The 11,503-nt window shown below is 41.9% G+C and carries 13 protein-coding genes and 1 tRNA gene; 3 read left to right on the plus strand and 11 right to left on the minus strand.

Annotation, left to right across the window (positions count from 1 at the left end):
* Positions 1 to 108: 108 nt before the first annotated feature.
* Positions 109 to 185, plus strand: a tRNA-Val gene (locus tag CVP04_RS08020).
* A 396-nt stretch (positions 186 to 581) separates the two neighbouring features.
* On the opposite strand, the gene prmB is transcribed toward CVP04_RS08020, so the two are convergent.
* Positions 582 to 1,535, minus strand: a complete 954-nt coding sequence (gene prmB, locus CVP04_RS08025; RefSeq protein WP_100296999.1) for a 50S ribosomal protein L3 N(5)-glutamine methyltransferase — start codon at positions 1,533 to 1,535, stop codon at positions 582 to 584.
* A 92-nt stretch (positions 1,536 to 1,627) separates the two neighbouring features.
* On the opposite strand from prmB, the gene smrB reads away from it, so the two are divergent.
* Positions 1,628 to 2,131 (plus strand): endonuclease SmrB, encoded by a 504-nt coding sequence (gene smrB / locus CVP04_RS08030; protein ID WP_100297000.1) that lies wholly within the window; start codon positions 1,628 to 1,630, stop codon positions 2,129 to 2,131.
* On the opposite strand, the gene yccS is transcribed toward smrB, so the two are convergent.
* The 4 genes from yccS to CVP04_RS08050 all read right to left on the minus strand — a co-directional run bounded on the left by yccS (position 2,128) and on the right by CVP04_RS08050 (position 5,969).
* Positions 2,128 to 4,296 (minus strand): YccS family putative transporter, encoded by a 2,169-nt coding sequence (gene yccS, locus CVP04_RS08035; RefSeq protein WP_100297001.1) that lies wholly within the window; start codon positions 4,294 to 4,296, stop codon positions 2,128 to 2,130. The two genes, smrB and yccS, sit on opposite strands and share 4 nt — an antisense overlap.
* 9 nt (positions 4,297 to 4,305) lie before the next feature.
* Entirely contained in the window at positions 4,306 to 4,752 is a 447-nt protein-coding gene (locus CVP04_RS08040) for a YccF domain-containing protein (RefSeq protein ID WP_100297002.1), read from the minus strand.
* A gap of 17 nt (positions 4,753 to 4,769) precedes the next feature.
* Positions 4,770 to 5,228: a methylglyoxal synthase gene (mgsA, locus tag CVP04_RS08045; RefSeq protein ID WP_100297003.1), complete on the minus strand. Its 459-nt coding sequence runs from the start codon at positions 5,226 to 5,228 to the stop codon at positions 4,770 to 4,772.
* An 84-nt stretch (positions 5,229 to 5,312) separates the two neighbouring features.
* Positions 5,313 to 5,969, minus strand: coding sequence for a curli polymerization inhibitor CsgI-related protein (locus tag CVP04_RS08050; RefSeq protein ID WP_100297004.1), 657 nt, complete (start codon positions 5,967 to 5,969; stop codon positions 5,313 to 5,315).
* 174 nt (positions 5,970 to 6,143) lie between these two features.
* Here CVP04_RS08050 and CVP04_RS08055 point away from each other — a divergent pair, with 174 nt between their 5' ends.
* Positions 6,144 to 6,416, plus strand: coding sequence for an acylphosphatase (locus CVP04_RS08055; RefSeq protein ID WP_100297005.1), 273 nt, complete (start codon positions 6,144 to 6,146; stop codon positions 6,414 to 6,416).
* Here the strand turns inward: CVP04_RS08055 and CVP04_RS08060 are convergent.
* From CVP04_RS08060 to CVP04_RS08085, 6 genes are all read right to left on the minus strand, one after another.
* Positions 6,413 to 7,237, minus strand: coding sequence for a metal ABC transporter permease (locus CVP04_RS08060; protein WP_100297006.1), 825 nt, complete (start codon positions 7,235 to 7,237; stop codon positions 6,413 to 6,415). The genes CVP04_RS08055 and CVP04_RS08060 overlap by 4 nt on opposite strands.
* Complete coding sequence (locus CVP04_RS08065; protein WP_100297007.1) at positions 7,230 to 8,087, minus strand: metal ABC transporter permease; 858 nt, start codon at positions 8,085 to 8,087, stop codon at positions 7,230 to 7,232. The genes CVP04_RS08060 and CVP04_RS08065 overlap by 8 nt, the downstream gene beginning before the upstream one ends.
* Positions 8,087 to 9,013, minus strand: coding sequence for an ATP-binding cassette domain-containing protein (locus CVP04_RS08070; RefSeq protein ID WP_100297008.1), 927 nt, complete (start codon positions 9,011 to 9,013; stop codon positions 8,087 to 8,089). The genes CVP04_RS08065 and CVP04_RS08070 overlap by 1 nt, the downstream gene beginning before the upstream one ends.
* The gene (locus CVP04_RS08075) at positions 9,013 to 9,894 is read right to left on the minus strand and encodes a metal ABC transporter substrate-binding protein (RefSeq protein WP_100297009.1); all 882 of its coding nucleotides are present in this window, start codon (positions 9,892 to 9,894) and stop codon (positions 9,013 to 9,015) included. Before CVP04_RS08075 ends, CVP04_RS08070 begins: the two co-directional genes overlap by 1 nt.
* A gap of 81 nt (positions 9,895 to 9,975) precedes the next feature.
* Entirely contained in the window at positions 9,976 to 10,299 is a 324-nt protein-coding gene (locus tag CVP04_RS08080) for a TusE/DsrC/DsvC family sulfur relay protein (protein WP_100297010.1), read from the minus strand.
* 78 nt (positions 10,300 to 10,377) lie between these two features.
* Complete coding sequence (locus CVP04_RS08085; protein ID WP_100297011.1) at positions 10,378 to 11,040, minus strand: Bax inhibitor-1/YccA family protein; 663 nt, start codon at positions 11,038 to 11,040, stop codon at positions 10,378 to 10,380.
* Between the last annotated feature and the right edge of the window lie 463 nt (positions 11,041 to 11,503).

Genomic DNA, 11,503 nt, shown 5'->3' on the forward strand with positions numbered 1-11,503 from the left:
GGAAAAAAATTGAACGATTGATTAAATTTTTCGCAAATAAAATGCAAATAGTAAAAACTCCTTGTCTTGCCAAATAAAACACTATATTATTGCACCCGAATTAACGGCGCGACTATAGCTCAGTTGGTTAGAGCACCACCTTGACATGGTGGGGGTCACTGGTTCGAGTCCAGCTAGTCGCACCATCAACCCATTCCAAAGCCTTGCGTAACTCAACGCGAGGCTTTATTTTTTCAGTAAATAAGCCATTCGCTTATCATCGTTTAACGCCTCCAAACGGCGCTAATCGCAGTTTTTTGTAACCATTGATGTAACCACAAAAATAACTCTGCTATTATTTAGCTTTCGTGGTTACATAAATTTCTTTCAAGGTGGTGCAATATGCCTAAAATCACAAAACAACTAACAGATACAGAAATCAAAAAAGCTAAGACACAAGAAAAATATATAACCCTAATTACAAGATAAAGTTCCAGCGGATGATAAAGATATAGCGAACAAAAAAAGTAATGAAAAAGTGCGGTGGAAATTTTATTAATTTTCACCGCACTTTTCGTTTTTGATGTATTAATTCTTAGGGTTTAACCGATAAATTGCGCTCGATGAGCTAATAAATCGGCTTTTGATAATGCAAATACGCCTACGCCGCCGTTTTTTAATTCCAACCATTGGAAAGGTAAATCCGGAAATTGTTCGATTAAATGCACCATACTGTTGCCGACTTCGCAAACTAATACGCCGTCGTCGGTTAAATAATCGGCCGCCGTCGCCAAAATTTTCTTCGTAATGACTAACCCGTCCGTTCCCAAACCGAGCGCCATTTCCGGTTCATAATGAAATTCTTCCGGCATATCGTCAAGATCTTCTTCATCAACATAAGGCGGGTTGGTGACGATAAGATCATATTGATCCGCCGGTAAATCGGCGAACAAATCCGATTGGAGCGGATAAACTCGATGAAGTAAATTATGCCGTTCAATATTGATTTCCGCGACGTTAAGTGCCTCTAAAGACAGATCCACGGCATCCACTTCCGCTTGCGGGAAGCGTTCGGCGCAAGCGATCGCGATACAGCCGCTGCCCGTGCACATATCTAAAATGCGTCGAGGTGAATTTTTCAATAATCCGGCAAAACCTTCTTGAATTAATGCGCTAATCGGTGAGCGTGGTATAATGACGCGTTCGTCAACATAAAATTCCAAGCCGCAAAACCACGCGCTGTTGATAAGATACGCCACCGGAATACGTTGTTCGATACGGGCGATAACGAGGCTGATCAAGCTTTCTTTTTCCGATTGGGTCAGGTGACTTTGATAAAATTCGCTCGGTATGTCCGGCGGAAGCTGCAATCCGCAAAGCACTAATTGTTGCGCTTCGTCCCACGCGTTATCGTAGCCGTGACCGTAATAAAGTTCGGCTCGATTAAACGTACTGTACGTCCAACGTAAAAAATCTTGGATACTGTGCAAACTATTTGATACGTTATCGGCGATAATCGTGTCGATAAGCGCTTGATTAAAAGTATGTCGGCTCATTTTAGTCCTTAGTCTTGACGGCTGAATTAAGGCGTAGTTATACCATATATTGACGTTGATGATTAAATAAATTTAACTGTTACGAGAGAAAAATGTTAAAAGAAGAAATCGAATTATTTCGTGAGGCGATAAAAGGCGCCAAAGAACTGAAACAAAATACCGTAGTTGCGCCGCGTGGTAAAAATTTAAAAAAGAAGCTGATGATTCGTGATGTGCGTGAGCAGGAAGATACGTTATTTTTCTTTTCCGATGAATACGAACCCTTGCTAAACGATGAAAGTGCGGTGAAATATTTAAGAGAAGGCGAAGATAAACATTTACTGAAGCAATTACGCCGCGGCGATTTTTCACCGGAAATTTTTCTGGATTTACACGGTTTAACCCGCGAAGAATCCAAAGCTGAATTGGCGGCGTTAATTCGCGCTTGTGAAAAAGAACATATTTATTGCGCAAGCATAATGACGGGCTACGGCACTTTTACTTTAAAGCGGCAGATTCCCCGCTGGCTAGTACAACATCCGCGCGTGCGCGCATTACACCAAGCACCGAAAGAATGGGGCGGCGAAGCGGCAATTTTGATTTTATTGGATACCTAATCCGCGCTCGGATTAGGTTCGGTTTGTTGCTGAAAATCACGGTGGAATGCGGCGTAAAGATTCGGCAAAATTCGGCTAATCATATTAAGCTGCTGAATCGGCACGCTAAACGCCGACTGGCTTAATTGATCACTCTGTTCCGCATTAAAACGGCTGAGCGCCTGTTCCGTATTCACGCGCAGTTTTTCAAACACATCCGGCGTGAGATCTTCGATACGTTCTAACGCATAAATCAATTTTTTCGCGATCGGATAAAATTCTGCCGCAAACGCACTACTCTGCCGAATTTCCCGCATATTTTTTCGATATGCGCCCAGCGCCGAAATATAGCTTAACAACGAATAATTCAGTTTCAATAATTCGAATCCGCTTTGTTGATAATCGCGATAATGCTGCGGTTCGCTATTTATATTCGACAATGTTGCGCTAAGTGCGGTGGCATATTCGTGCGCTTTTCGGCGCGCGATACGATAATTCAAATTATCGCATTTTCCGAACTGAAGTTGAGCAATCACAAATAACAAATATTTCGCATCGCTTTTAATCGCCTGATGTGCCACTTTATCCAGCTGCAAATATTTCCAATCCGGCCATAAATAGGACACACCGAACCACGCGATCAATGCGCCGAGTAATGTATCGATTAAGCGTGAGTACATTGCGCTGTGAATATCGAAACCGATGACATCAAAGCTGATCAACACTTGCAAGGTAATAAAAAACGTTGAAAAGCTGTAATTATTCGTGCGAAAGAAAAAGAATAACGTGCTGGTGACGACAATTAAACCGAGTTGTAATTCGATGGTCGGTTGAATATAAGGCAATAAAGAACCGACGATCACGCCCAAAATCGTACCAATGATCCGTTGTTTTAAGCGCAATTTGGTCGCGGAATAATTCGGCTGGCAGACAAATACGGCGGTAAGCAAGATCCAATAGCCGCGATCAAGCTGAAAAAATTCGACGATGGCACAACAAATAAACACCACGATAGATAATCTGACGGAATGGCGAAATAATTGAGAGTCAAAATTAAAGTGACTGTAAATCGTCAACCAAATATTTTTTAGCCCCGTCACTTGCTCGGTGTAAATTTGAGCTTTTGCGGAACTTTCTTGCCCCGATTGTTCTTGATCTAAATGACGCAGCTGCCAATCGACGCTTTGCAAATTATCAAGCAGATTTTTAATAGCGATGAGCTGTTTTTGATCCGTCGGATAGTTTTGCGCATAATGTTCGAAGGATTGATTAATGCCGCTAATCGCTTTTTCCAAGCGAAGATTATAAATATAAGATTGGTTTTGCAATAAACTTTGCCCGATATCTCGACAAGCCTGCGCTTGTAATTCCAGCAGACGTTGAATACGAAAAATCAAATCGGTATTTTTCAAGCGCTCCGCCAAGGTTGAATAATCAAAATGGCTGGAATTGATGCGCTCGTGAATATCTTGCGCCGAAAAATAATATTGAATCATTTTCGTGGTTCGGCTATGACGATATTGCCCGCGAATTCGGTAAAACAATGCGGTGCGACAGGCGTTAAACGCGGTGATTAGTCCGCTGTTTTTCATTGCCAGTGTGATTTGTTTTGTTTCTAAATGTTCGATATCGTCCGGATCAAAAAAGAGAGATTTCGCCTCCAAATATTCGGCTAAAGCGAGAAAAGATCGCGCAACGCTTTCCTGTACCGGTCGATTCGGAAAAAATAAATACACGATGACGGTCACCAAGCTGTACAACAGCGTGCCGCATAAAATTAACAGCGGATTAAGATACCAAATCGTATCGGGCAAATAGGTTAAAATGGTATAAAGAGCGACAACAAGGGTGCCGAAAGCAATGGTGCTATAGCGCTGCCCGACCGCGCCGATCATTGTAAAGACAAAGGTTAAGCCGGTCATTAGGAGGGTAAATTCTAGGCTTTTCCCTAAAGTTAACTGCACGCATAACGAGGAAACCGAAAATGCCAGCAGCGTATAAAAAATATTTTTCAGCCGCCCGGTTAAACGATTATCCAAATCCACCAAACCGCCGGCAATAATGCCCAATACAAGCGGCATACTTTGCTGTGAAATATCCAACCACCAAACAAGCAATGCGGCAATATTGACGGCAATAAAAATCGGAATGGCACCGATTACTTTCGCGTTAAGCCATTGATTCATCGCAATCCTTTATTTTTCTTCAAATTGACGTTGAAGCGCTTGGCGGCGTGCAAATTCCGCCAGATCTTTCGGTACGACGCGCTGTCCGACAGGGAAAAGCGAAATTCGTGCCAATTTAAAATTAGCCAATCCGACGGGAATACCGATCAAAGTTAAACACTGAGTAATGCCGCAAAGGATATGCAATACGCATAACCACCAACCGAATAATATGAACCACAAAAGATTAAAGACGGATCCGAAGGTATTTTCGACCGCACTTTTCGGTTCAAGATATTTGATATGGATAATGTCGTTGCCGAAAGGCACTAATGACATTTTGGTGATTTCCCAACAGCTACGGGTGTACGGCAAGGTCACAATCAATATTGCGCTAAATAATGTCGCGATAAGCCAACCCAAGGTTGTGGCGAATCCGCCCAAGACAAAATTAAGAATATTTAGAATTAGTGCCATTGCGTTCTCCCGTTAAATTATTTCAAGCGCGCTTGTAAATAACCTTGATAATCCGGAATTCGAATATCAAGCGATTGATTAAAATACGCCGATCCGATAAAGAAATCCGCCGTAGCGATATTCATTGCAACGGGAATATTCCACACCGTTGCAATACGCATTAAGGCTTTAACATCCGGATCGTGCGGTACTGCATTCATCGGATCCCAGAAAAAGATCAATAAATCGATTTTATTTTCCGCAATTAATCCGCCCAGCTGTTGATCGCCGCCCATCGGGCCGCTTAATAAACTTTTGATATTTAAGCCGGTTTCCTGATGAATTAAATTTCCGGTCGTTCCCGTGGCGTAAAGCGTATGTAATGCGAGTAAAGTGCGGTTGGTTTTACACCAATTTATTAAATCTTGCTTACAATGATCGTGCGCCACAAGCGCAATATTTTTTGCTGCCGGTAAGGTTCGCGTTGTCGTTTGCATAAGCACTCCCTAAATAAAAAAGTGAGCGGAAAGGCTCACTTTCAATATGATAAATAAAAGAACAAAGCGGGCGATTCACCCGAATTAACGTTGTTTTTTCACCCAATCAAGGAAACGAGCTTGCGTGTCTTTATCCGCTTGTTGGAACCAATATTGTAATTGTTGTTCCGCAACGTTTTCGCCCTGAACGGTAATTTTACCTTTTTGCGCTTTAGCAAAACCCGGTACGGCGGCAGGCATTGTGCTGCTTGCAAAAGCTGCGACGGACGCTTTTTCGCCGGCGGCATTATATTCGGAAAGATTTTCGACTAAATTCGCATTCGGTAAGAAACCTTCTTGTTTTAACACGTCTTGTTTAGTCGCAATTTCTTTGCCTGACGCGGTTTTCACCACAATTTTCGGCGTTTGGTTAAAACTTTGCGCGTCACGTTCGTTTTCAAGATGAGGAGCGGAAATCACAAGATCTTCGTTTGTGCCTTGGAAGGTAACAATAATCGGATTTGATTCGAATAACGAACGATCAGAACCGGATTTAATGATTTCGCTGACGCGTACGACGACTTGGTGAGTTTGAGTATCGGCGACGTTAAAAGAATTGCTTGATTTTAACAGCGATTTTGCTGCTTTTTGTCCGTCAATAGCAAGAAAATCCACATTAGACGATGTAGTAACCACACCGGCAAAACTGACCGAACTGCTTAATAAAGCTGCAGCGGCGAGTGCTGCGACACGAAATTTCATATTAGCTCCTCTAACTGTAAGGGAATAATGTCTTTTAATATTGTAATGCACTCTATCTTAATAAAGTGTTAGTGGTATGCTATTCTAATTTCAGAAAAATGGAAATAAAAAAGTTTGTTTTCATTCAAAAATTTTTACCTTCATCACATTAAAACGAAATTTTGCGGAGAAAAAATGTTCAAGAAACAATTTCAGGTTTACGGCGTCGTGCAAGGCGTCGGTTTTCGTTATTTCACTTGGAAGGAAGCGGTTAAAATCGGTGTAGTCGGTTATGTTAAAAACTTATCCGACGGAAGCGTCAGCGTCGTCGCGCAGGGATCGGCGAGCCAACTTGACGCACTTCGGCAATGGTTACAAAAAGGCCCGAAAACCGCAATCGTCGAGCGTGTTATCGAGCTGGATTATCTCGGTACGCAAACTTTCGATGAATTTAGCGTGCAGCGCTAATTTTGACGTAGTTTGCTGTAACCAAGCGCGAGTAAAAATGCGAACGCTTGTAGTAAAATAATGCAAGGTCCGGTCGCTGCATCAAGATGATAACTGGCGATAATACCGAGCACGGCAGTAAATACGGAAACCGATATTGCAATGATCAACATTGTGTCGAATCGTTTACTTAGCGTATAAGCGGTAATACCCGGCGAGATCAACATTGCTACGACCAAAATTACGCCGACTACTTGCATTGCGGTAATAATGGTTAACGCCAATAACATCAACAAGACATAATGTAACAACCGCGGCGACAATCCGGCAATTCGGCTGTGACTCGGATCAAAGCAATACAGTAAGAAATCTCGTCGTTTCAATAACAAAATCACGCTAATGATAATGGCTGTGACGGCGGTTTGAAGCGTTTCCGTCGTACTCACGCCGAGTAAATTGCCGAATAAAATGTGCGTGAGATGCTGTTCCGTTTCCACTTTGGTAAATAACACCAAGCCCAAGGCAAACATTCCCGAAAACACGATACCCATTACCGTATCTTCTTTAATTCGACTATTTTCTTTTAAATATCCGATGCCTAATGCGCAAAATAACCCGGAACCGAAAGCGCCGAGGGTTAAGGGTAAACCGGCGATATACGCCAACACGATACCGGGTAACACCGAATGTGAAATGGCGTCGCCCATTAACGCCCAACCTTTTAGAATTAAGTAACAGGATAAGATTGCACTGATTACGGCAACGAATAATGCGGTGAACAGCGCATTTTGCATAAACGGATAAGCAAAAGGTTCGGTGAACCAATAAAAGATCTCAGTCATTTTCACCGCCTTGTTTTGCTTGATAACCTTGGGTTAATAACCCGTATTTCGGTGAGAAAAAGAAAGCGAGTAAAAAAAGTGCGGTCTGAAAACAGACGATTAATCCGCCTGTCGCGCCGTCCAAATAATAGCTAAGATAAACACCCAATGCGCTGGTTAATGTGCCGAGCGCGACGGCAATCAATGCGAGGGTTTTAAATTTATCAGTTAATAAATAGGCGGTTGCACCGGGAGTGATCACCATTGCAATCACCAAAACGGCACCGACAGTTTGCAGCGCAGCGACAATGCAGGCGCTTAGCAAAGTAAAAAATAGCACTTTATAATAAATCGGTGAAAGCCCGACGGACGTGGCGTGAATTTCATCAAAAAAGACTAATAATAAATCTTTCCAGAAAATAAGCAGTAAAAGAATACACACGGCAATAATAACGGCGACTTGAACAATATCTTCATCGGCGATACCGAGAATATTGCCTAAAATAATTTCTTGTACATTAATTGAGGTCGGATTTAAGGAAATAATCAGCAAACCGACGGCAAAAAACGTAGTAAAAATAAAGCCGATAATGGCGTCTTCGCGTAACTTGGAGACGGATTTGATCCATAAAATGGAAAGTGCGGCTAAAATTCCGGCAAAAAATGCGCCCAGTGCATAAGGTAATGCCAGCGAATAGGCGATCGCGACACCGGGTACGACCGAATGTGATAACGCGTCACCGATTAAAGACCAGCCTTTCAGCATTAAATAAGAGGATAAAAACGCGCAGATTCCACCAATTAGCGAACTTAAAATCAGCGCTTTAACCATATAATCATAAGAAAAGGGCTCAAGTAACAGCGTAAGCATTATTTTTGTTCCTCAAGAGCATTGCTTTTTTCACAGTCCGGTTCCATACAGCAACCTTTGATGATCGGCGCAGGCGGATCGTTTTTTGTTTCGCCGTAAAAGACCGCCGGTAATTCATCGTGATCGGTTAATACGGTGACAAAGCGCCCGTCTTCGTCGTCGTGCAGGGCTTGACCGGATAATTTGACATTACGCAATACACCGCCGAACACTAATTCCAGATTTTTTTGGGTGAACGTGGTTTCCGTTGTGCCTTTTGCCAGCACCGTGCGATTAATCATTACCACTTGATCGCAATAATCGGGAACGGAACCTAAATTGTGCGTCGAAACTAAAATTAAATAGCCTTCCGCGCGCAATTCCGCCAAAAGATCCATTATCGCATTTTCGGTTTGCACATCAACGCCGGTAAAAGGTTCGTCCAGCAAAATAATTTTACTTTGCTGCGCCAACGCTCGGGCGAGGAAAACCCGTTTTTTTTGCCCGCCGGAAAGCTCGCCGATTTGACGTTCCGCAAGGTGCGCAATACCTAAGCGCTCCATTGCGCGCTGCACTTCTTGTTTATCCGCAGGTTTAGGGATACGCAGAAAATTCATATAGCCATAGCGTCCCATCATTACGACATCATAAACGGAAACGGGAAATTGCCAATCCACGTCCTCCGTTTGCGGCACATAGGCAACTAAGTTTTGTTTAAGTGCTTTATTGATCGATAAACCGCATAAGCGAATATCGCCTTGTTGCGGTTTAACTAAACCCATAATACTTTTAAACAAGGTCGATTTACCGCTACCGTTTACCCCGACCAATGCACACGTGGTTCCGCCTTGTAAATGAAAAGAAACCTGATGAATAGCGGTATGCCCGTTATTATAGCGAACGGTTACGTTATTCACATAAATCGAGGTCGGTAAAAGTGCGGTCATTATTTTTCAAATCCTTTTACAATCGTTGTAACGGTCGTGTTTAACAAATCAATATACGTCGGCACCGGACCTTTTTTTGTCGATAAGGAATCCACATATAGCACACCGCCGTAAATCGCGCCGCTTTCTTTGGCAACTTGTTGTGCCGGTTTCGGTGAAATCGTGCTTTCGCTAAATACCACCGGAATTTGATGTTCGCGAACCAAATCAATCATTTTACGCACTTGCTGAGGCGTGCCTTGCTGTTCCGCGTTAATCGGCCAGAGATACACTTCTTTAAAGCCATAATCTTCGGCAAGATAACTAAAAGCACCTTCGCTTGTCGCCAGCCAACGTTGCTGCGCAGGAATGTCAGCTAATTTTTCCCGTAAAGGCGCATCCAACGCTTTAATCTTTTGAACGTAATTTTCCGCATTTCGACGATAAATTTCGGCATTTTGCGGATCATAACGAACCAGCGCATTTTTAATGTTTTCAATATAAATCAATGCATTTGTCGGCGACATCCACGCGTGAGGGTTCGGCGTATTTTTATAGGGTCCCTCATAGATTGAAATCGGGCGAATTCCTTCAGTCACCGTTACGGAAGGAATATTTTGAAGATTCTGAAAAAAGCGTTCAAACCAACGTTCCAGATTTAAGCCGTTCCATAAAATAAGATCCGCCGATTGCGCTTTTGCGATATCTTTCGGTGTAGGTTCATAACCGTGAATTTCTGCGCCGGGTTTCGTCAACGATTCGACAACCGCAGCATCGCCGGCAATATTTTGAGCAATATCTTGAATAATGGTAAATGTGGTGATGACTTTAAATTTTGCATAGGCGGAACCGCTGAAAATAGCCAAAAACGGAATAAACACAAGCATTATTAGACGTAACATTTTTTCTCCTTTATTTTTTAAATAAATTTCCGGCTCATTATATTGTATTATTTTCGTCTTGTAAATGAGAATGATTATCAACTAAAGGCATTTTGCCGGTTTGGGTAATCCGGCTATTTTAGTTGCTTGCTTTGCCGGTCCTTCAGGAAATAAACGCTGCAAATATCGGCTGTTACCTTTTTCTTCACCCAGTTTTCGCGCCATTGCTTTTACCAACATTCTAATCGCCGGAGAGGTATTATATTCCTGATAAAACGCACGGACGAAATGAATGACTTCCCAATGAGCTTCCGTTAAATCAAGATTCTCTTTCTGCGCAATTTCACGCGCAATATCTTCGTTCCACTGCGTAGTGTCTAATAAATAACCGTCGGCATCTGTTTCAAATTGCACTTTATTTTCCATATTATTGCCATAATGTTTGAATTATTATACAAAAACGCCCCTAAAAAGGGGCGTTGAATTTACCTATTAAACCGATAATTAATCATCACTACCAAAAATACGCAGTAAATTCAGTAAGCTAACAAAGATATTATACAATGAAACATACAAACTGACGGTCGCACGAATATAATTCGTTTCACCGCCGTGAATAATGTTGCTCGTTTCATATAAAATACCCATACTGGAAAATACGATGAAAAGCGAACTTAAGGCAACATAGAAGCCCGGCATATTAAAGAAAAAGCTCGCGATCATACCGACAACCAACACGATAAAAAGCGTAAACATCATTCCGGAAAGGAAAAACATATCTTTTTTCGTCGTTAGTACATAAGCGGAACAAGCAAAAAAGACGGCGGCGGTTCCGGCTAAGGCTAATACGATTAAATCACCTAAACCCGCACCGACATAGGCATTTAAAATCGGACCTAATGAATATCCTAAAAAGCCGGTTAAGGCAAAGGTGGATAAAATGCCCCAGCCGCTATTAGAAAGTGCGTTATTTAAGAATAATAAGCCGTAAAAGCCAACCAACATAATCCCGTAATGAAGCGGCGGTAAGTTTAAACTCATTGCAACAAAAGCCACTACGGCGGAAAACGTTAATGTCATTGCCAGCAAGAAATAAGTATTGCGTAATACTTTATTTGTTGCCAATACCGATTCTTCTCTTGTTTCAACAATTATTCGCGACTGCATAAAATCTCCTGTAAATAATAAATTATACTTCTATAAAGTAATGGTTGATGTATAAAAAGTCAATGCATATCAAAATGATTTTTGTCATTCCTTGTTTGTGTATTACTGTCGATGACTCGGAGAAATGATCGAGCCGTTGAAGGTGTCGGTTTTGAAAACCGGCGAGGATTTAAATTCTAGCTCTTCCGTCATTTTTAAAGGTAAATACTCTATCTTACAGAAAAGTATTTACACATTTTATTTGTTACGATCTCCTTTCTAGCAATATTTCCCTATATCCTTTCTATCTTAAAATCATAAATTTCTATAAAAGTGCGGTGTTTTTTTGTATAAGTTTTCTTCTTTCCGAACCCGAAATTCCACTTTTCCATTTTCCTCAAAAACAAAAAAACCGTCAGTCTCTCAACTCACGGTTTTTCTAAATGTTTTATTAAACTAATAAAACCCGGCGGTGCCCTACTCT

Source organism: Caviibacterium pharyngocola, from assembly GCF_002795405.1.
Classification (GTDB): domain Bacteria; phylum Pseudomonadota; class Gammaproteobacteria; order Enterobacterales; family Pasteurellaceae; genus Caviibacterium; species Caviibacterium pharyngocola.

What these genes read in the sequence shown, in the direction of transcription:
- prmB (WP_100296999.1), bottom strand. Translation starts at nt 1,535, where the DNA reads ATGAGCCGACATACTTTTAATCAAGCGCTTATCGACACGATTATCGCC.
- smrB (WP_100297000.1), top strand. Translation starts at nt 1,628, where the DNA reads ATGTTAAAAGAAGAAATCGAATTATTTCGTGAGGCGATAAAAGGCGCC.
- yccS (WP_100297001.1), bottom strand. Translation starts at nt 4,296, where the DNA reads ATGAATCAATGGCTTAACGCGAAAGTAATCGGTGCCATTCCGATTTTT.
- CVP04_RS08040 (WP_100297002.1), bottom strand. Translation starts at nt 4,752, where the DNA reads ATGGCACTAATTCTAAATATTCTTAATTTTGTCTTGGGCGGATTCGCC.
- mgsA (WP_100297003.1), bottom strand. Translation starts at nt 5,228, where the DNA reads ATGCAAACGACAACGCGAACCTTACCGGCAGCAAAAAATATTGCGCTT.
- CVP04_RS08050 (WP_100297004.1), bottom strand. Translation starts at nt 5,969, where the DNA reads ATGAAATTTCGTGTCGCAGCACTCGCCGCTGCAGCTTTATTAAGCAGT.
- CVP04_RS08055 (WP_100297005.1), top strand. Translation starts at nt 6,144, where the DNA reads ATGTTCAAGAAACAATTTCAGGTTTACGGCGTCGTGCAAGGCGTCGGT.
- CVP04_RS08060 (WP_100297006.1), bottom strand. Translation starts at nt 7,237, where the DNA reads ATGACTGAGATCTTTTATTGGTTCACCGAACCTTTTGCTTATCCGTTT.
- CVP04_RS08065 (WP_100297007.1), bottom strand. Translation starts at nt 8,087, where the DNA reads ATGCTTACGCTGTTACTTGAGCCCTTTTCTTATGATTATATGGTTAAA.
- CVP04_RS08070 (WP_100297008.1), bottom strand. Translation starts at nt 9,013, where the DNA reads ATGACCGCACTTTTACCGACCTCGATTTATGTGAATAACGTAACCGTT.
- CVP04_RS08075 (WP_100297009.1), bottom strand. Translation starts at nt 9,894, where the DNA reads ATGTTACGTCTAATAATGCTTGTGTTTATTCCGTTTTTGGCTATTTTC.
- CVP04_RS08080 (WP_100297010.1), bottom strand. Translation starts at nt 10,299, where the DNA reads ATGGAAAATAAAGTGCAATTTGAAACAGATGCCGACGGTTATTTATTA.
- CVP04_RS08085 (WP_100297011.1), bottom strand. Translation starts at nt 11,040, where the DNA reads ATGCAGTCGCGAATAATTGTTGAAACAAGAGAAGAATCGGTATTGGCA.